Source organism: Dryocola baronae, assembly GCF_051297175.1.
Lineage (GTDB): Bacteria > Pseudomonadota > Gammaproteobacteria > Enterobacterales > Enterobacteriaceae > Dryocola.
The window spans coordinates 4,413,504-4,433,800 of sequence record NZ_JBINNY010000001.1 but is presented as its reverse complement, the minus strand read 5'-3'; the positions used below and the strand labels follow the sequence as shown (position 1 = coordinate 4,433,800).

The 20,297-nt window shown below is 55.9% G+C and carries 17 protein-coding genes; 8 read left to right on the top strand and 9 right to left on the bottom strand.

Annotated features, from left to right (window positions below; translation table 11 throughout):
• Positions 1–9: 9 nt before the first annotated feature.
• From ACSPHG_RS20920 to ACSPHG_RS20900, 5 genes are all read right to left on the bottom strand, one after another.
• Positions 10–1,620 carry a fimbrial adhesin EcpD family protein gene (locus tag ACSPHG_RS20920; protein WP_435955413.1) on the bottom strand — a complete coding sequence of 537 codons (1,611 nt, stop codon included), beginning with the start codon at positions 1,618–1,620 and terminating at the stop codon, positions 10–12.
• Positions 1,610–4,147, bottom strand: a complete 2,538-nt coding sequence (locus tag ACSPHG_RS20915) for a TcfC E-set like domain-containing protein (RefSeq protein WP_435955412.1) — start codon at positions 4,145–4,147, stop codon at positions 1,610–1,612. Before ACSPHG_RS20915 ends, ACSPHG_RS20920 begins: the two co-directional genes overlap by 11 nt.
• 10 nt (positions 4,148–4,157) lie before the next feature.
• Positions 4,158–4,832 (bottom strand): EcpB family pilus assembly chaperone, encoded by a 675-nt coding sequence (locus ACSPHG_RS20910; protein WP_435955411.1) that lies wholly within the window; start codon positions 4,830–4,832, stop codon positions 4,158–4,160.
• 223 nt (positions 4,833–5,055) lie between these two features.
• Positions 5,056–5,634, bottom strand: a complete 579-nt coding sequence (ecpA, locus tag ACSPHG_RS20905) for a common pilus major fimbrillin subunit EcpA (protein ID WP_435955410.1) — start codon at positions 5,632–5,634, stop codon at positions 5,056–5,058.
• 72 nt (positions 5,635–5,706) lie between these two features.
• Positions 5,707–6,318 (bottom strand): helix-turn-helix transcriptional regulator, encoded by a 612-nt coding sequence (locus ACSPHG_RS20900; RefSeq protein ID WP_494516573.1) that lies wholly within the window; start codon positions 6,316–6,318, stop codon positions 5,707–5,709.
• A gap of 1,031 nt (positions 6,319–7,349) precedes the next feature.
• Here ACSPHG_RS20900 and fimA point away from each other — a divergent pair.
• The 6 genes from fimA to sfmF all read left to right on the top strand — a co-directional run bounded on the left by fimA (position 7,350) and on the right by sfmF (position 13,432).
• Positions 7,350–7,910 carry a type 1 fimbrial major subunit FimA gene (gene fimA / locus ACSPHG_RS20895; protein WP_435955408.1) on the top strand — a complete coding sequence of 187 codons (561 nt, stop codon included), beginning with the start codon at positions 7,350–7,352 and terminating at the stop codon, positions 7,908–7,910.
• Between the two features lie 70 nt (positions 7,911–7,980).
• Complete coding sequence (gene fimI, locus ACSPHG_RS20890) at positions 7,981–8,526, top strand: type 1 fimbrial protein subunit FimI (RefSeq protein WP_435955407.1); 546 nt, start codon at positions 7,981–7,983, stop codon at positions 8,524–8,526.
• 42 nt (positions 8,527–8,568) lie between these two features.
• The gene (gene fimC / locus ACSPHG_RS20885) at positions 8,569–9,264 is read left to right on the top strand and encodes a type 1 fimbria chaperone FimC (protein ID WP_435955406.1); all 696 of its coding nucleotides are present in this window, start codon (positions 8,569–8,571) and stop codon (positions 9,262–9,264) included.
• 31 nt (positions 9,265–9,295) lie between these two features.
• A complete protein-coding gene (locus ACSPHG_RS20880; RefSeq protein WP_435955405.1) occupies positions 9,296–11,890 on the top strand; it encodes a fimbrial biogenesis usher protein in 2,595 nt (864 codons plus the stop codon).
• A gap of 26 nt (positions 11,891–11,916) precedes the next feature.
• Entirely contained in the window at positions 11,917–12,921 is a 1,005-nt protein-coding gene (fimH, locus tag ACSPHG_RS20875) for a type 1 fimbria D-mannose specific adhesin FimH (RefSeq protein ID WP_435955403.1), read from the top strand.
• The gene (gene sfmF / locus ACSPHG_RS20870; protein ID WP_435955402.1) at positions 12,914–13,432 is read left to right on the top strand and encodes a fimbria assembly protein; all 519 of its coding nucleotides are present in this window, start codon (positions 12,914–12,916) and stop codon (positions 13,430–13,432) included. The genes fimH and sfmF overlap by 8 nt, the downstream gene beginning before the upstream one ends.
• Before the next feature lie 84 nt (positions 13,433–13,516).
• Here sfmF and fimZ read toward each other — a convergent pair whose 3' ends face one another.
• From fimZ to ACSPHG_RS20850, 4 genes are all read right to left on the bottom strand, one after another.
• A complete protein-coding gene (gene fimZ, locus ACSPHG_RS20865; RefSeq protein WP_435955401.1) occupies positions 13,517–14,149 on the bottom strand; it encodes a fimbria biosynthesis transcriptional regulator FimZ in 633 nt (210 codons plus the stop codon).
• 594 nt (positions 14,150–14,743) lie between these two features.
• Positions 14,744–15,505, bottom strand: a complete 762-nt coding sequence (locus tag ACSPHG_RS20860; protein ID WP_435955400.1) for a helix-turn-helix transcriptional regulator — start codon at positions 15,503–15,505, stop codon at positions 14,744–14,746.
• Between the two features lie 348 nt (positions 15,506–15,853).
• A complete protein-coding gene (gene fimW / locus ACSPHG_RS20855) occupies positions 15,854–16,456 on the bottom strand; it encodes a fimbria biosynthesis transcriptional regulator FimW (RefSeq protein WP_435955399.1) in 603 nt (200 codons plus the stop codon).
• Between the two features lie 174 nt (positions 16,457–16,630).
• Entirely contained in the window at positions 16,631–17,566 is a 936-nt protein-coding gene (locus ACSPHG_RS20850; protein WP_435955397.1) for a LysR family transcriptional regulator, read from the bottom strand.
• Positions 17,567–17,735: 169 nt separating this feature from the next.
• Between ACSPHG_RS20850 and ACSPHG_RS20845 the strand changes: the two genes are divergently transcribed.
• On the top strand, positions 17,736–19,070 hold the full coding sequence (locus ACSPHG_RS20845) for an MFS transporter (protein WP_435955396.1): 1,335 nt from the start codon (positions 17,736–17,738) through the stop codon (positions 19,068–19,070).
• A 20-nt stretch (positions 19,071–19,090) separates the two neighbouring features.
• Complete coding sequence (locus ACSPHG_RS20840) at positions 19,091–20,257, top strand: M20 aminoacylase family protein (protein ID WP_435955394.1); 1,167 nt, start codon at positions 19,091–19,093, stop codon at positions 20,255–20,257.
• Positions 20,258–20,297 lie beyond the last annotated feature (40 nt).

The following is a 20,297-nucleotide window of genomic DNA, read 5'->3' as shown; positions in this document are numbered from 1 at the left end:
GTCGCTCCTTTATCTGTCCACGCCAATCCAGGTCGCGGTGACCTTCACCTCGCCGCTGGCGCTCACGTTGCCAATCCAGTCCACGCCGCTGGTGGTGAACTGCGAGCGGGAATCGTTCATCGGGAACTGCAGCTTCAGGTTGGTGGTAAAGAAAAAGCCGTCGTCCACCGCCGCGTTCCACGCCGTCTGCACCCAGTTGGCGTCCGTCATCTCTATCGGGCTTTCGCCGCAGCTATTGCGCTTTTTAACCACGGCCCCGGCCTGCGAGGTATACGAAAGGTACGCCGGAATAGGCACGCTCAGCGCGCCGTCGGTGGAGGTGAACAGGCAGTACGGAACCCCGGCAAGCGTCGTGCTGTCGCCGACGACCTGGGCGGTAATGCTGTCGGCCTGGCGCGAGGCGGACGTCGTCACCCGGTATTCAAACTCAATCGGGTTTTCGTCGCCGATTTTGCCCGAGCTGCTCGGGCGCGAGCTGCCGTCGGTGGAAACGATGCTGATGCCGTATTCCTTAGGAATGATGTTCAGCTGGCTGGAGGCGGTGAACTGATAGAAGCCGGACTCGGGCGTCACCGCGTTGTCGAAGTTGAAGGTGAACAGCGAGTCTTTGTTGGTCAAATCTTTGCCGGAGGTCAGCACCTTTTTGAAGAACGCGTTGGAGAGGAAGACGTAAACGTACTCGCCGCCGGGGGTGAAGACGTTGGTGTAGGTGGTGCTCGAACTGTAGCGCGTCCAGCTTGCGGCGTCGCCGCTGTACATGACTTCCGCTGCGGCAGGCGTAAAGCCCAGCGCCGCCGTGTCCACCACCATTTTGAAATTCAGCGAGGCCGTGACGCGCTGGGTCTGCTGAAGCGAATAGGACACCATCTTGCAGATCATGCCGGAGGTATTGTTGGCGACGCCGACCTGGCACAGATCGTTGCCGCTATTGACGCTCGGCGTGCCGTCGCTGGCAATCCAGATTTCGGACAGCGAGCCGGTGCTGCGTAAATTTAGATGGCCGACCTTGGTGAGCGTCATGGTGTAGTAGCGCCAGTTTGCGCCGCTCGGCAGGTCTTTGCAGCGCGCGCCGGAGGCGTAGTCGTAGTCGGTGGTGGTGTAGCAAATGTTCAGCGTAAAGGCATCGCTGGCCCCGACGGACTGGTTGCGGAAGTATTCGAAGGCGGCGGGGCCGAACGAGGCGAAGCCGTAGCTGCCGTTATACACGCTGCTGCCGGAGCGCGCGTGGTAGAAGCCTTCGCCGTCGGTGATGTCCGCCGCGATATAGCCGGTCGAAGGGCAGGTGCTGCCGTTGGTCATGCAGCGAATGCCGACAAACGGGCTGCTGATGGGGGAATCGGTGAGCCACATATCGAAATAGCGGTTCGCGTACGCCCATCCGACAAAACCCATATAGGCCAGGCTGCGCTGGCTGGTGGAATAGCGCGTCCAGATATTCGCGCCGGAAAAGCGTGGGTCGAGCGAGCCGGGGGTAATAAAGTATTCGTTATCGACGCCGTTATCGATAAACAAATAGGTATTGCTGCCCGAGCCGCTGTTGGTTGCCGTCACGGCGAGCGCGTGACCCGCGCCAAACAGGCATACCGCGCCGAAGGCCAGCGCCTTCCAGTTAATAGACATGATTATTTCCCTCTCCTGCACGCGAGGCCAGCTGTTCCTGCACTTCGCACTGAATATCGCCGACCCACACCGCGCCGCGCGCGTCGTGCAGATCGAGATCCGCCTCGCAAACGCCGCCCCGGCTGTCGATCAGCGCGATCGTCGGATAGCGTTTATCGACGTCCATGGCGAACTCGCCGCGTTCGTCGGTTTTGGTTTTGCCGATATGGTTATGAATCGCCGTGTTGGCATAAATCCCGCCGGCCGGCGTTTTCAGGCGGCCAAACACCGTGACGAGCTGCTTCACCTCGGGGTTAATCACGCTGACGTTGCCGGGATAAAGCACCACGCTGCTGCTCCGCCCGCTGACGATATCCACGCTGTCCTCGGCGTTTTTGTCGTTCATCAGCTCCACCTTGTAGCGCGCGTAGGGCGGCAGGCTGATGTAGTTGCTCTTGCCGGTCAGCGGGTAGTTGCGCCCGTTGATCTGGGCGATCATTTTCCCTTTCTCGCTGAAGTTGGTGTTGACCATCACGCCGGATCGCTGCGTGCCCTTGCCAAGCGCCACGTTGTCCTTTGTCCAGGCGACGCTGCCCTGCGAGCTAAGGCTGAAGTTGGAGCTGTGGTCGGAGGAACGGGTTACGGCGACGGTGCCCGCGTTATATTTCGTGTCGTAGGCGACATAGCCGTTCGCCGCGTAGTCGTCAGACCGGCTGCGGTTATTGTCGTCACCGCTCTTAATGCGTTTAGACACCGACGCGCCCACCTGGGTAATCGCGCTATCGTCGAAGCCTTTGCGCAGCGTGGCGTTAGCCAGCATATTGCCGCTTTCGCTGGAAACGCCCGCGCTAAACCACGTCGAGAGCGGCAGCGAAATATCCAGGTTCACGTACTTATCGCTCAGGCCGTTGCGGTTATCGTAGTCGTAACGCTGCACGCCGGTGCGCAGCGATACCGTCGCATAGCGGTTTGCAAACAGCGACTGGCTGTAGTCGGCGTTGGTATAGGTGTTGCCGGTGTATTTATTATTCGTTCTGCTTACCGAAAGCGTGCCGAGCCACGGCGTGATTTTATTGAGGTTGGCGGTCACGCCCAGCGAGAAAAAATCCCCTTTTTGCATCGGTAGGCGGTTGCCGATCGAACTGAACTCGCGCGATCCCCACAGCGAGCCATAGCCGCCCGGCACGTTAAGATTCAGCGTGCTGATGCTTTGCCAGCTGCTGTCGGTCGCCAGCAGCACCTGCTGGTTAACGCTCAGCGTATCGTTAAAGGCGACGTTGGCTTCGGTTTCGTTCACCCCGTTGTTATCAAAGCCGTAAAGCGTCGATTTGAGGTTAACTCCCGACAGCCACGGCTGGCTGATGGCCGCCGCAACGCCGGAAATCCAGGTGTTGGTTTTCCCGTAGCTGACGTTTTCATGGCGGCGATAGTCCATCCTGTTGTACTCCAACATGCCGCCGAACATCTGCCAGGAAAGGCTGCCGGTGACGCTCGACTTCCGGGCGAAGGTTTTATTGATTTGCGCGCTGCGCGAGCTAACGACCCGGCCGTTGACGATGACCTGCACGTCAACGTTGTACACCCCGAACGGCAGGCGCGAGGTATCCACCTCGTAGCTGCCCATCGAGAAGTTTTGAATGCTGAGCAGCTTGCCGTCGCGGGAAACGTGTACTTCGCCCGCGGCGGGTAAAAATACCGTCACCGGCACCAGCGAAAGCGTGTTGTCTTCGATTTGCGTGCTGCTTTTGTTGCCGTAGCTCATGCCGTAAATGCGGCTGGAGTTCAGCGCGCTCATGCTGGCTATCGACTGTAGGTTCCAGGTATCCACCATGCCCATCGCCAGGCGGTGGCCCTGGAAATCACGTTCGTACATCGCGCGATACAGCTCGCCGTTTTGATCGCCGGTGCCGAGGCCGTACAGCGAGCCGTTGAGATTGACGTGGTGCTCGCGCAGCGCCGTCGTGTTATCCAGCGTGATAAAGCTGCTGGCGCTGTTCATATTGTTGTACTGGTTGTAATAGCTGCCGACGGTGTAGTTGAGCACGTTGGAAACGTTCGCCGCCGACGAGTCGCCGAGCATCGAACTGCGCGGCAGGATCGCCGCCGCCATCGCCTCCCGGTTTACGGCAAGCTCGAGGTAAAACGAGCGCGTATCGAGAGACAGCGTGGCGTCTTTATTAAGGAATAACGTGGTGCCGTCGCCAAAGCGCCGCTCTTTCAGCGAGGCAAGCAGCGTTTTCATCTGCGGCGACAGCTCGGTGCGCTCGGGCAGGTCGCTCAGGGATATCTGGTTAATTTGAAACTCGCCGTCGGCGATGGAAAGCACGGCGTCGGCAATTTTCTGGCGGCTGCGGTCGGTGCTGCTGTCGCCCTGGTAGCGTATAAATACCGGCACGGTCATTCCCTGACTCAGGGCGCTGGCAAATACCGCAGGCACGACATAGTTATTAACCCGCACGGGCGCGTTCGGACTGGCTGGAAATGCATGTTGAGCGGTTAACAGTAATCCGACGAAAAATGTTCCCTTAACGTATTCCAACTTATCCATAAGTTATTCTCTAATTCACATTTATATATTCTGCGCCGTGCCAGATGCCGATACGGGTTTTCTTATTCGTGAGGTCGGTATATTTAATTTTGGCGCTGACGCCGGGCATCACGTAATAACGCTCGCGGCAGCCTTGACCTAAATCTTTACTTTTATCGCGGCAGGGACCGTAGGAAATCACCCTGAAAGAGGCGTTGCCGGTATTGGTTACCGTGTCGCCCTGGCGCTTAAAATCAAAACGTTCTTTACGCGGGGCGACCACCAGAATGGTGCCGATTTCCGCGGACGTGGTGGCCTGGCCCAGCTTCTCGCTCCGGCTTGCGTCATATTCCGTCACCGGCTCGTCCGTCCAGGAGAGGCGGTAATAGCGCTCTTTGTCGTCCTGCGGGCCTTTGTAAAAGAAGCGGAAGTTCTCGCGCGCCATGCCGGGCATAATCAGGCTCGCGGGGGTAGAAAGCAGCTCGCCTTTGCTCTCCATCGGAATCACTACGCCGCCCGCCATGGGGGAAGAAATGCGCTCCACGTTCACGCTGACGTAGCGCGCGGTATCGGTGGGGTTGGCTATCTCCTTTGCGAGGCTCGAGGCGTCCGGCGGCATCATCGACGTCACTTCCCCGACGTTAATGGCCTGGGCATAAAACGGGGCGATGAGGCTGATTAAAAAGAAGCGGCTGCGTAATTTCATCGGGCGTCCTTAAAAGGAGGTCAAAGACCTCCTGAGACTGATGACAAACCTCATACCCGCACGATATGAACCTTTGTCACCGAACAAATAACAAGGAAAATCAATTCATTGATTTTCGGCTGATAACCACAAAGAAGGAAAAACCACGCTTTTTCCTTCTTTGTCAGCAATCTAAGGAGGTCAAAGACCTCCTTTAGATTGCTTTGCAAAATCTTGGGGGGAATTAAACGGTCCACACCGCGGTGAACTGAACCTTCACGTCGCCGCTCCAGTAGCCGTCGGTCAGATCTTTAAACTCGGCGGCGGTGGTGCCGTCGGTGGTAGCCGAATCCACGGAGAAGGTGAAGTTACCCTGGGTGCTCACGCGGTCAGCGCCGGCGTAGGCGGTGGCAACCGCCAGCGCGTCGAGGCCTGCGGAAACGCTGTTCGCCGTGTCGATCATGGTGGTCGGGGTCGTTTTGGACAGCGCGGTACCGTTCCACGCCACGCCTACGCCCAGGGTTGAGGCGTCAGTGCTGCGGGACAGCGTATTGCTGACCACCTGTGAGGTCAGCGCGAAGTCCGTCGCGCCAGACTGGCCCTGAATAGTAATGTCGAATGCGCCGTTCTGCGTGTTGAAGGCTTCGATGCCTTCCGCGTACTGGAAGCTCAGCGATTTCAGCGGAGTAACAACCAGCGCGCTGGTGGTGTCTTTGGTCGCGTTTGCATCCCAGCTTGCGGTTGCGGAAGCCGTAACGTCGGCCATGGCGTTGGAAGAAACGAGCGCCGCTACTGCACAACCAGCTAATACTAACTTTTTCATTGTTATGTCCTTAAAATAAAGAATGATGTTTTCCTTTACAGGAGTTTTGCGTATTAAAAATCAAATTTACGTTCAACCTGAAATGATGCTATTTAACCTGCCTCCCATTTTTTTCTGCATGCTGCCTTTGATGCTGTAGGCGCGCTTGGCGCTAATATCTAACCGCGCGGCGATTTCCGTAATCGAGGTTTCGGAAAGTAATAAATTAAGTACGCTAAGTTCGATAGGCGTTAACCTGCGCCGCCGAATATCATCAATACGGCGTCCTGAAAACGTACTTTCTATCTTTTTAGCAATTATTTGCCGACTGTCATTGGCATAGATAACCGTTGCAATCTGGGGGCTATGGTTATGCCAGTATGCTGCCAACGCCTCCATTGTTTTGTCCGCTATCACGATCAGGCGCAGGCCTGAGCGGGTCAGATGCCTGATCCACGCATCCGTGAGAAAAAGCTTGATGTGGTAGCGTGAGAAATCAATAAAAATAAACCCACTGCTCAGAAAATTATAGTGTGTATTAATAAGTGAATTAATCACTCCTGCTTTCAAATATTCATTTCCGGCAGGCCATACGCAATATTGTTTTTCCATGCAGTTACGCATTTTTATTGATGGTTCGTCATCTATCTCACAATGAAAATGGCAACTCAGGCAGAACGGCTTTTCAGTTATTCTGCGTTCCATATTATCAGAACACCCTTAAGTGTTTTATTGCTTGTAAGCTGTGGGGCCATATTATTCAGCTCAGGCTAATGTGACAACTTTTGTTTTGATTATTAACAAATCACTATTTCATGGAAAAATCTTAAGGACAGCCAGACCGCCCGTGTGGGCGAAGATGAGCAAAAAAGCGCCGTTAAAAGCTCGGCAATTCCTTGATGAGCGAACGTTAATGATGAAGTGTTAAGATTTTTACCCCCTGCTTCCAGGAATTTTCCTAGAAAACTGCTGGTAATTGCCTAAAAAGTGACAGCACGAAAAGTCAAAAAATGGTCAGTTCGCGGAAGTTTGATGTTAACTATTTGCTGGGAAATGTTTTATTTGTGTTAAATAAGGCCGAAAGATTGCGTTACGTCATTATTGTATCGTCAATCAAATAGCTGAAAATTGATTTGGGAAGGTGGCAGGTACAAAAAATTGACCAAATTTGTTAGCGAATTTTAGGAACCGTTAACCGCTTTTCTGGGAGCCTTTTCCTTGAAAAATCTTGAGCGAACGCGCGGATTTCTGGAGAGGGGAGTTTATTCCTACATTAACAAATATCGTTATTGTTTAACAAAAAACAAACAAACGTCCTAGATTGCAGGATTCTGCTTTATTTCCTTAAAAATAACGAGTTAGCCGTTTTTTATATCCTGGCGGCCGTCCGCTGCTGTGCGATTTCTTAGGTTTCTATAAGCCTTCGCCTAGGAAATATAAAGATTTTGCGTCTATCTCTTAACCTAAATTTTGCTTAATTTATCTCCCGTCGCCGCATGGCGCTTTTAATATTTAATTAATTACCCTTTTTACGTGGAAACACCGGCGCGCTGGTCTGCCTTATCGGCCGGTGGGTGCGTCCCTGAGGCGTAATTAATAAATACTGGGAAATGCATTCAATAGCTCCGCAGGGAATGGGGAGTATTCAACGGGTCTGTTTCGGGCCGATGATGATTCAAACGGAATAATGAAGGAAGCATTATCCGGATGTGCGTTTAATACTTGAAGGAATACTCATGAAATTCAGCAAAATTGCCTCTTCTCTGGTTGCCGGTATCGTACTGATGAGCGGCGCGGCTCACGCGGAAGACCCAACTCCAGTGACCGTTAACGGCGGCACCGTGCACTTCCAGGGTGACCTGGTAAACGCGGCCTGTGCGGTAAGCACCAAGTCTTCCGATCAGATCGTAAAACTGGGCCAGTACCGTACTGCTGCCTTCACTAAAGTGGGCGATACCTCCGCGCAGATCCCTTTCACTATCGTTCTGAACGACTGTGACAGCACCGTTGCATCTACCGCAGCCGTTGCCTTCGCAGGCCAGGCTGACGCGACTGACCCAACTCTGCTGGCGGTCAACTCCGGCGGTAACAGCACCACTGCAAAAGGCGTGGGTATCGAAATCCTCGACCGCGCGTCTAAAGTGCTGACCCCAGACGGCGCGACCTTCTCTACCGCGCAGAACCTGACCGACGGCACCAACACCCTGCCGTTCACCGCGCGTTATAAAGCAACGGCTGCTACCGCAACTGCGGGTCAGGCAAACGCTGACGCTACTTTCGTCATGAAGTACGAGTAATCGACTGACGCAAGGACGACCGATGCCTCAGGGAAGAGGCAGATTCCACGTTAATCCTGAGAAGGCGAGCATGAAAAGGAAAATCCTGTTCCTCCTGATACTGATTGCGGGAAGTCCGGTACTGGCGAAGCAGGTCGTCGTGATCGACGGCGGCAAAGTCCATATGCAGGGAACGCTGGTTAACGGCGCGTGCGCGGTGGCGCGCGAAAGTCAGGATATGACCGTGCAGATGGGCCAATACCGCAGTTCGCTGTTTAGCGGCGTGGGCAGCTATGCGCCCGTCAGCATTCCTTTTGCTATCCGGCTTGTCGGATGCCTTCGCGAAGTTTCAGAACATGTGGGTATCGCCTTTCAGGGCGCGACCCCGGTAGAAGACCCGCAGGTGTTTCTCGCGGCGACCAGCGTAAACGGCAATGACGCCAGCAGCGGCGTAGGGCTTGCCCTCTTTGACAGCCAGCAACAGCTCATCATTCCCAATAGCCTGCCGGGCTATTTCGCGCCGATAAAAACCGAGGAAATGACGCTGAGCTTTACCGCCCGCTACCGTTCGGTGACTGAAGACCTCAGCCCCGGACACCTGAAAACAGACGTCTGGTTCACGCTGGTTTATCCCTGAGCCGCAATTATTCACAACGCACTTTTGATGGTAACTGTCGTGATGAAAACTCTTTTTAAATCAGGTGTGACCGCCGTGCTATGCCTGCTATTTACCGCTTTTTCCGCCCAGGCGGCAGGGGGCATCGGCCTTGGCGCAACGCGCGTGATTTACCCCGCCGACGCAAAGCAGACCTCTCTTTCCATTACCAATAGCGATACGAAAGAGCGCTATCTGGTGAACTCGTGGGTGGAAAACAACCTCGGCCAAAAAGACAAAAGTTTTATCGTCACGCCGCCGCTGTTCGTCAGCGAGCCGAAAAGCGAAAACACGCTGCGCATTATTTACGTCGGCCAGCCGCTGCCTGCGGATCGCGAATCCATTTTCTGGATGAACGTCAAAGCCATTCCGTCGGTGGACAAAAATCTTGTTGATAGCAGCAACGTGCTGCAAATAGCCATTCTGTCGCGCATCAAGCTGTTCGTGCGTCCGAAAAACCTCCAGATGCAGCCGGAAGAGGCGGTGAAACAGCTGCGCTTTGAACGCAGCGGCGGCCATCTGATTCTGCATAACCCGTCGCCGTACTACATCTCGACGGTCAATCTCAGCGTCGGCAACGAAAAGCTGCCGAACACCATGGTCGCACCGAAGAGCGAGGCGAAGGTAGCCGTACCGGCGGGCGCATCCGGGCGAATCTCCTTCCAGACCGTAAATGACTATGGTGCGGTCACGCCGGTGCAAGCTGGCGTCATGAAGTAATGCCGCAGGCCGCAATCAGGAAAGCAGGGAAATGATGAAAAAGTCGTTTACGCAGCCTACGCGCAACGCCGCCCCTCTGGCGGCGACGGTGATGGCGGCGCTTTGGCCGGGGGTAAGTGCTGCGGAAAGCTACTTCAACCCCGCCTTTTTATCCGAGGATGCCGCCTCCGTGGCGGACCTGTCGCGTTTTGAAAAAGGCAGCCATCAGCCGCCGGGCGAATATCGCGTGGATATCTGGCGTAACGATGAGTTCATTGCCACCGAAGATCTGCCGTTTGTCGAAGCGGCAAAAAGCGAGCCGGGTGAAGGCGCCCGCTCCGGCGGCCTGACGCCCTGTTTAGACGTGGAGTGGCTCAAGCGGCTCGGGCTGAACATGCTCGCCTATCCTGACCTGGTGAAATATAAAGCCGGTGAATGCGTGCCGATGGCCGAGGCGATCCCTGGCTCGGAAACGGCCTTTGATTTCGCCAGGCTGCGTCTGGACATCAGCCTGCCGCAGGCGTCGCTGCTCAACAGCGCGCGCGGCTACATTCCGCCGGACCAGTGGGACGAAGGCATCCCGGCGGCGCTGCTGAACTACTCCTTCACCGGTAACCGCAGCTCCAACGACGACAGCTACTATCTCAGCCTGCAAAGCGGCCTGAATTACGGCCCGTGGCGGCTGCGCAACAACGGCGCGTGGAGCTACACCAGCGGCAGCGGCTACAGCAGCAACAGCTGGAAAAACATCAGCACCTACGTGCAGCGCACGATCGTCCCGCTCAAGGGCGAGCTGGTCATGGGCGACAGCAACACCGGCTCCGACGTGTTCGACAGCCTGGGCTTCCGGGGCGCGCGCCTTTACTCCTCGGACAGCATGTACCCCGACAGCCTGCAGGGCTACGCGCCGACGGTGCGCGGTATCGCCCGCACCAACGCCAAAATCACCATTCGCCAGAACGGCTTTGTTATTTATCAGAGCTATGTCTCGCCCGGCGCGTTCGCGATTAGCGACCTGAACCCGACCTCGTCGAGCGGTGACCTTGAGGTAACGCTTGAAGAAAAAGACGGCAGCCAGCAGCAGTACACCGTGCCGTATTCCACCGTACCGCTGCTACAGCGTGAAGGACGGTTTAAGTACGATCTCGTGGCCGGTGATTTCCGCAGCGGCAACAGCCAGCAGGAGAAACCCTTCTTTACCCAGGGCACGCTGATTGCCGGTTTGCCAAACGGCTACACCGCCTACGGCGGCACCCAGCTTGCGGAACGCTACACCTCGGCGGCGCTTGGGCTGGGTAAAAACCTCGGCGAGTGGGGCGCGGTTTCCATGGATGTCACTCACGCCTCCAGCAAGCTTGCCGACGACAGCTCGCACACCGGTCAGTCGCTGCGCTTCCTGTACGCCAAATCCCTGAGCGGCTACGGCACCAACTTCCAGCTGCTCGGCTACCGCTATTCCACGCGCGGTTTCTACACGCTCGACGAGGTGGCCTACAAAAATATGGAAGGCTACCAGTACGAAATGGAAGAGGACGACAGCCACGTCAAGGTGCCGGTGGCGCAGAGCTACCACAACCTGCGCTACAGCAAGCGTGGGCGCTTCCAGGTCAACATCTCCCAGTCGCTCGGCGACTACGGCTCGCTGTACGTTTCCGGCAGCCAGCAAACCTACTGGGGAACGGACCAGGACAACACCTGGTATCAGGCGGGCTACGCCAGCGGCTGGCGCGGCATCAGCTATTCGGTTTCCGCCTCGTGGAGCAAATCGGTCGGGCTTGCGGACAACGATCGCATCGTCGCCTTCAACCTTTCCGTGCCGTTCAGCACGCTGCTGGGCCACGGCTACTCGCGCGACAGGGCCATCGACCGCGCCTACGCCACCTTTGCCGCCAGCCGCAACTCCGACGGCAAAAACACCGTCCAAACCGGCGTGGGCGGCACGCTGCTCGAAGGGCGCAACCTCAACTACAGCGTCACCCAGGGGCACACCAGCACCAACGGCTACAGCGGCAGCGCGAGCGCCAACTGGCAGGCGACCTACGGCACGCTGGGCCTCGGCTACAACTACGATCGCGACCAGCATGAATTTAACTGGCAGGCCTCCGGAGGCGTCGTGGGCCATGCCGACGGCGTAACCTTCAGCCAGCCGCTGGGCGACACCAACGTGCTGATCAAAGCGCCGGGCGCGTCCGGCGTCAGCGTTGAAAACCAGACCGGGGTGAAAACCGACTGGCGCGGCTACGCCGTCATGCCTTACGCCACGGTCTACCGCTACAACCGCATCGCGCTGGACACCAACACCATGGACAACCACACCGACATCGAAAACAACGTCAGCAGCGTGGTGCCAACGCAGGGCGCGCTGGTGCGGGCCTCGTTTAACGCGCGCATCGGCGTGCGGGCGATTATCACCGTCAAACGTGGCGACCGCGCGGTGCCGTTTGGCGCGGTGGTGCGTGAAGAAACCAGCGGCGCGACAAGCATGGTTGGCGACGAAGGGCAGATTTACCTGAGCGGCCTGCCGCTCAACGGCAAGCTGCTCATCCAGTGGGGCGACGGCAAAGGCTCCCAGTGTTTTGCCCCGTACACGCTGCCAAACGAAAGCCTGAAGCAGGCCGTGGTCGTCGCGACCGCCACCTGCTCATAGCGAAGGCACGACTCAGGAAGCTCATGATGAAAGCGAAAAACTCTCTGGCCGGTGCCGTGCTGCTGGCCTGCGCAACCCCGGCGTTTGCCACGGTTTGCTACAACTCAACCGGCGTGCCGACGGAGATCTCCTACGATCTGTCGAACACCTTTAACAGCTCCAACAACCAGGTCGGGCAAATCGTCACGCTCGCGGAAAAGTCGCAGTGGGTTGGCGTCAACGCGATCTGTCCTGCGGGCACCAGCGGCAACACTACGATGCGCAGCTACGTCACCACCTTGCCCGTTCAGGAAACGATAGACGGCTATAAATACCTCAAAATAAATGATTATCTGAACGGCGGCATGAAGATCACCGACAGCTACGCGGGCGCGTTTTACCCGCCGCGCGACTTCATCCAGATGGGCAGCCACCCGAACGTTTCCAAGCAGAAGCCGTTTGGCGTCAGGGATTCCAACCTCATCTTCCGCCTGAAGGTCACCCGCCGCTTCATTAACATGGTGCCGATCCCGAAACAGACGATGTTCTCGGTCTACGTCACCACGCGCAATACCGACCCGCTGACCACGCCGGTCTACACCATCAGCTACAGCGGCAAGGTAGAGGTGCCGCAAACCTGCGAGATCAACGCGGGCCAAATCGTGGAGTTTGATTTTGGGATCATCGGTGCGGCAATGTTCAGCCAGGCGGGGGCGGGCAACCGTCCAACGGGCGTGTCGCCGTTAACCAAAACCGTTGGCATTAAATGCACCAACGTCGACGCGCAGGCCTATCTGTCCCTGCGCCTGGAGGCGGAAAAAATCTCCGGCAACATGATGGTTTCCGACAACAGCGACATCGGCTTTATCGTTTCGGACAGCAGCGGCGCGCCGCTGACGCCGAATAACCTTGCCAGCAAAATCAACTTCCGGCTCGACGACGCTTCCCAGGCGCGGGTCGGCGTGCGCGCCTGGCCGGTCAGCGTCACCGGTAAAAAACCGGCGGAAGGGCCGTTCTTAGCGCGGGGCTATTTGCGGGTGGACTATGACTAAAATTCGGCACATCGCGCTGCTCGCGGCGCTGGCCGCAGGCCCGGCGAGCGCTGACTCCCCGCTTGGGGAAATCAACATTGAGCTGCACGGCACCGTGGTGGATTACGCCTGCTACGTCGAAACCGGGCAGGACAACAAAACCGTCCAGCTTGGCACTTGGCCGACCAAACAGCTGCGCACCGCCGGCAGCACCACGCAAAGCATCCCGTTCACGGTGAAGCTGAACGGCTGCCCGCCGGGATCGGCGTCGATTACCTTTTCGGGCAAGAACGTGGCGGGGAATCCGGCGCTGCTGGCGCTCAACGACGCCAGCAGCGCGACCAACGTGGCGGTTCAGCTGCGGGATAAAGACAAAACCCAGCTGCCGCTGGACCAGGCGAGCCAGGACGTCGCGGTGGACGCCAACGGCGACGCGACGCTGAGCTTCTACGCCAACTACATCGCCATCGCGGATAACCCGCAGCCCGGTAAAGCCGACGCGGATGCGACCTTTATGATTAATTATTACTGACCAGATCAGAAGATTCTGAACATATGAAAAAAAACCGGTGTGAAAGCAACCGGTTTTTTTCATTTTGGCTCGCCGAGAGCGCTCTTATAATAATTCTTTGACGCGAGCATAATCGATTAGCTCGACGATAGATGAAACGCGCAGCTTGGAGAATATATTTGCTTTATGTGCGCTTATCGTTTTGTTGCTTAACAGCAGCTGTTCGGCAATTTCTTTATTTGATAAACCGTTCGCCAGATAGCGTAATACCGTCACCTCACGGTTCGAAAGCGGCATATCATCGACTGCGCCTTTGCGTGAGTTAGGCTGGCTGATAAAATGCAGGGTGTCTGACGGGAAAAACGAGTATCCCGAAAGCAGCATTTCCACCGCGTTGTAGATGTCTTCCTGCTCTTTTCTTTTACTGACAAACCCGTTCGCCCCGGCCTGAATGGCCCGGCCAGCGTAAAATCTTTCCGACTTTGACGAGAGAAACAGGATCTTAGTGTCTTCCTGTATGCTTTTGATTCTTTTGAGCAAAGTAAAGCCATCTACGCCGGGTAGCTCAATGTCCAGGATCACCAGATCGACCGGATGAGTGCGCATATAGTCAATGACCTGGCGGCCATCATCGGTTTTTAGCACGACATTAATATCTTTATTTTTCTGTAGCAGCACTTCTATCGACATGCGGACAATAGGGTGCTCGTCCATAATAATTACGGATGCAGGTTTCATTTTTTTTGCCTCGGATTGTTTGAGGAAAACATCGCGTTGACCTAAAGTCAATGGCAGCGAAAGTTATGAAATGTTATTCGGTAGACTTCTTCAATTGGCGTGTAGTTTTCTCCATTAAATTTACTGATTCCATGTGGGGATTTTAATTCTAAAAAGTTATAGGGGTCATGAAAATTCGTACGTTAAATATTGTTAAAAATGTCTGTCAGTAATGGTTAATAAGTTGGGGTGATTATACATTCATATTATATGAGAGAAAGTCTGGTGTTATCAGAGGGCGGCTTAAGCCCTATTAAGTTCTGAATCTCGCGAGAAGCGTTTTTTGATATAGCGGATATTCCCAGACTAACGAAAACATTTGGTCTAAAAGTTTATTTTAATATTTAAAAATAGTTTTTACTCTGGATTGTAGGGTGTTTGTTAACGGTTATGGGCGGGAAAAACGGCCGAATTTCATGCTTAAGCGTTGCAGGATAAGCGCTTAACGCAATCCAGGAATTATTATAACTGTTAATGTGATGATCTAATTTAACAAATTTTTAATATTGAAAATAAGTAATTTCCTAACTTTCATCTGAAACTCGGTCAGCGGCCTTAGCTATTACGCTCGGAGGAGGTGACAGATAATTCATGTAACAAATGTATCAACGCCTTCCTGCTGCTTAGTCCAATCCTCGCCGACAGCCGCCCTAGGGTATAAACCACGTAGTGATACGGCTTCTTTAATGACTGGGCGATGGACTTCAGCGTATGGCCCTTTGCCACCTCCATAAGAATGTTCCACTCCCGCGCGGAAAGGGCGTCATTTTGCCGCGTATAGTTAGCCTGAGCCGGTGACGGGGAACAAGGTGGTTGCATCAATAAAAATGACAGAATCCCGATTTCAAGACGCCGTTCGAGGACCCGGCAGGTCGCCGCGGCGACGATAAAGCATGAGGCCTCCGGGCTGCGGCTTGCGGTAAGCAGGGTAAAGGCTATGTCGGGGCGCACCCGGTGCCATGCGCGTATCGTATCCAGCACGTGAATAATCGGGATGGCGATGCAATCAAGATCGATCACCACGTGCGGAAGCGGCGTCTGCTCAAAGTAGCTCTCGACCTCTTCCAGCGTCGAGCAGATGAGCGTTCTTGTGCGCTTAAAAAGGTACTGGGTGAGCGCCAGCGAAAGATACCTGTCGTTGGTGACCAGCAGCATCTCCACCGGCTTTTGCGGGCGGACCGCGCGGATCTGCTGTTGCAAAACCTCCAGACGGTCAAAAATCGTCGGAATCGCCAGGCCACACGGATAGACGGGGCCATCGTGCTTGATTCGCCGAGGCCTTTTTTTTCGCGCGGCTAAATGCAAATGCTCACTCACTGGTTGACCGGTCAGGTATCTCTTTGCGGATAAAAAATTGCTGCCTGTCCATTGCCAGTATGTCAAAGAGTGGAGCGGTTACATGAAAAGTCTTCATCATTTTTTCGCTAACGGTGAATGTCGTAGGACAGGCGGCGTAATGATAGCGAGAGATTAATCAGAAACTGAATGGAACACAGTTTCTGATTATGTCGGTGTCAGGTTATTCTGGCAGCGAAGGCTGAAACTGGATATTGGGCGCGGCTTAAGCTGGCTAAAGAAATTTCTTAATAGTTGATATTATATAAAAGGCGTAACTTCTTAAATAAGAAATGGCGGTGTCGTTCGGGAATGGCGGTGGTAGCGAAGTTATTCAAGTAAAAAAAGCAGATTAACTCTTATAAATCTTATTAAGCCGTGCTGATTATTGATGCTGAGTTTTTTCATGATCGCCTGCCGGTGCTCGCGTGCCATGTCTTCGTCAATGTTCATCAGGTGGGCGGCGTCGGAAAGCGTATGGCCGCAGGCGATGTGTTTTAACAGCTCGCGTTCGGTGACCGAAAAATGGCGGGTTGTACAATACTTACAGACACTTGTTGGCACGGCGCGGGTGTTCTTGCCGCGTCGGGCTGGCTCGGACCAATGGGCGATTTTACGGGTGACCTCTTCGACTTCATCCTCCCGATAAATGACCGGCAGCATATACAGGCAGGGGCGAAACATCAGCTTTTCGTGTTCATGCCTGCGGCAGATAAGAATAACGCGCTGGGCTTTTGTGGTTTGAGGGATTTTATAACAGTCGGCGCTTACCCAGTTATCTTCAAGACAAATAAATACCATATCAGCGACGTCGTGATGCTCTGGTGCTAAAAAATGGAAGGCCTCATGGCGGCGATTGCATATCCGCTCAACAATAATTTTTAACCCGTGAGCGAAATGGCTGTTTCTTTCCCTGATGGCAACAGTAAGCATAAAACCCTCTTTGTAAAATAAACCGTAAAAAGAGCATAGTAAAAATCCTTCGGCTAATGAATATCTGCCGACTTAATTCATAACTCGTCGCGGATGACTTATCGCCAGGTGCTTTCCTGGCTGCTCAAAAATAGATCGAAATTGTTATTTGCGGTCTTATTTTTATTAAAATTATTAACCTCGCACCACCATTTCCAGGGCATCGCTATCCTGTAGCCAGTCGCGTGAATTTATCCTTAGCATTTCCATAAAGGCGTGCCCGGCGGTGGAGAGGCGGCCAATATTAGGGCACAAAATGCCAATGCTGGTGGCGGGCAGCACTTCGCGCAGCGCGAGCGGGCGCAGGTTGACGTTATAGCCCGGAAAACGCAGGCGCACCGAGGTCCACAGGCTGACCATATCCGCCTGTTCCATCATGCGCGCCATGATCCACGGCGACGAACAGTGGACGATATTTTCCGGCAGCGGCAGGTTATAGCGGCGAAAAACCTGCGTCAGAATCGAATGCTCGCCCGGTTCATCCCAGTCGAGCCACGGGTAGCTCATCAGGTTTTTCAGCGTTGTGGTGTGCGTGATCGGGTGCCGCTCCCCGGCAATGACCGTGTTGCTGAGCGCATACAGCACCTCGTAATACATCCCCGACAGGCTGGTGCCGCTGGCGGCGGTAATCACCGCCAAATCCAGCCGCTGGTTTTCGAGGGCGTCGCGCATTTGCTGCGGGCGGCCTTCCATCGCAACCAGCTTCACGCCGGGGAAGCGCGCCTGGTACTGAATCATTGTCTGTGTGAATGGCCCATACGAGGCGGCGGCGGTAAAGCCGACGCGCAGCTGGCGCATGGCCTTGCCGAGCAGGTGGTCGATTTCGTCACGCGCCTGGTGCAGCGAGCGGTCGATATCGCGCGCGTGGCGCAGCAGCACCTGGCCATACTCGTTTAAGGTCACGCCGCGTGACGAGCGTTGCAGAATCGGCATGCCGATTTCCGCCTCCATCTCCTGAATGGTTTTCGAAATGGCCGGCTGGGTCAGGTTTAGCGCCTTCGCGGCTTTACCGATGCTGCCCTGAGCGGCAACCTCTAACAAAATATCTAATTGATTTAATTTGATTTTCATTTTGGCTCGCCGCGTGAGTCACCGTCGTGGTGCAAATTTTGCTCTCTTACAATACAAATTTGATAACCAAAGGCATAACGAATTTTTATGATTGCGATGTTCTTTTTTTATGCAAATAGTGAATATATCGCTCAATATTCACATCTGTGTAACATAAAAGGAAGTGAGCATGAAACCGACTGCCAGCTATGCCCCGGCGCAAGCCGAACTCACGGCCTCGCTTCCTCTTGCTGTACCTGAAGCGGATCGTACCAGCGTTAAATCCCTGATTGCCGTTACCCTCGGCAACGGCCTCGAAATCTACGATTTTGCCGTATACAGCTTCTTTTCGGTGATCATCGGCCACCTGTTCTTCCCGGCCAGCAACGACTACACCTCGCTGCTGCTGGCGGTGGCGACCTTCGGCGTCGGCTTTGTGATGCGCCCGCTGGGCAGCCTGGTGTTGGGCAACTACGCCGACCGCCACGGGCGCAAGGCGGCGATGACGCTGATCCTGAGCCTCATGTCGCTAGGCGTAATGATGGTGGCCTTCGCGCCCACCTACGCCCAGGCGGGCATCCTCGCCCCGATAGTGCTGATTGCGGGCCGCCTGCTGCAGGGCTTTTCCGCCGGTGGGGAGGTCGGTGCGGCCACCACCTGGCTGATGGAGGCCGGAGGCACTTCACGGCGCGGCGTGCGCGTGAGCTGGCAGATGACGAGCCAGGGCGGGGCGGCGCTGCTGGGGGCGGCGATGGGCGCGGGGCTGAGCCACTTCCTTACCGAACAGGAGCTGTATGCCTGGGGCTGGCGCGTGCCGTTTATCCTCGGCCTGGCGATTATGCCGATTGGCCTCTACATTCGCCGCCAGCTGCCGGAAACCCACAGCGCGACGCCCGCCACCGCCTGCGCCAGCCCCGCGCTGACGCTCTGGCGCGAGCATCGCCGCGCGCTGCTGCTCGGCATCCTGCTGGTGATGAAAAGCACCACCACCTTTTACATCATCATCTATTACATGCCTGCCTATATGGTCAACACGCTGCACATGCCCGCCAGCACCTCCTACTGGGTGAGCCTGACCGCCGCCCTGCTCACGCTGCTGATCCCGTTTTTCGGCGGCAGGCTGGCCGACCGCCTGCCAAAGCGCAGGCCGATCCTGCTCGCCTGCGCGATCGGATCCTTCGTGCTGATCTGGCCGATCTTCGCCACTATTCTTTACGGCGTGCCGCTGGGCGTGACGATTGCGCTGATTGCCGTCGATCAGGTTCTGGCGAACGTCAGCGCGGTCGCCTTCTTCCTGCTGATCCTCGAAGCCTTCCCGAAAGCGGTTCGCGCCTCCGGTATGGCTCTGGTTTATGCGGTGGGCGTTACGCTGTTCGGCGGCTTTGCCCAGTTTAACGTCACCTGGCTGCTGAAGGTGACCAACCAGCCGATGGCCCCGGCCTGGTATCTGATGTTTTGTTCGGCAGTATCGCTGGCCGCGCTGATCGCCTGGCGCGAGCGCGCCAACGCCTCCTCTGAAGACTAAGAACACGAAAAGGAAACCCTATGCTGATTAAAGAGATCCTCGACCACGAAGAAGAGATGATCGCCATCCGCCGCGACTTCCACCAGCATCCCGAGCTGGGATTTGAAGAGTTCCGCACCAGCGACCGCATCGCCGAGCTGCTGACGCAGTGGGGCTACGAGGTGCATCGCGGCCTCGGCGGAACCGGCGTGGTCGGCACGCTGAAGGTGGGCAGCGGCGGCAAACGTCTGGGCATTCGCGCCGATATGGACGCGCTGCCGATGCAGGAGCAGACCGGCCTGCCGTGGGCGAGCAAGGTCGATGGCAAAATGCACGCCTGCGGCCACGACGGGCACTGCGCTATTCTGCTGTCGGCGGCGCGCTATCTGGCCCTGCATCGCCCGTTTAGCGGCACGCTGCACCTGATCTTCCAGCCGTCCGAGGAGAAGATCGGCGGGGCGAAACGCATGATCGACGATGGCCTGTTTACGCTTTTCCCGTGCGACGCCGTGTTCGGCCTGCATAACTTCCCGTTGATCCCCGCCGGGCAGATCGTCACCAAGCCCGGCGCGCTGATGGCCTCGTCGGACAGCATGACCATCACCCTTGAAGGCAAGGGCGGCCACGGATCGATGCCGGAGCACTGTATCGATCCCACCGTCGCCGGGGCGGCGATCGTCATGGCGCTGCAAACTATCGTGTCGCGCAACGTCGATCCGCAGGATTCGGCGGTGGTAACGGTGGGCAGCCTGCAAAGCGGCAGCATCCACAACATCATCCCGCACAGCGCGGTGCTGAAGCTGAACATGCGAACCTTTAAGGCGGAGGTGCGCGAAGCGGTGAAGCAGCGCGTGCAGACGCTGGTCCACGCGCAGGCGGAAAGCTTCGGCGTGAAGGCGACGATAGACGTGGATTTCGGCTATCCGGTGACGATCAACGATGCGGCGCAGACGGAATTTGCGCTCCAGGTCGCCCGCGACGCGTTCGGCGCGGACAGGGTAGCCGACCCGCAGCAGGTAAAAAGCATGATGGGCAGCGAAGACTTCTCGTTCATGCTCGAAGAAGTGCCGGGCTGCTACCTGTGGCTGGGCACCGCGACGGGCAAAGACGACTATTCGGTGCATCACCCGCTCTACCAGTTTAACGATGCGTGCATTTCCACCGGTGCGACCTATTGGGTGAAGCTGACGGAGGCATTTTTACGGTAGCTTTTCCCCCTCTCTCCCCCAAGAGAGGGGATCGTTCGGT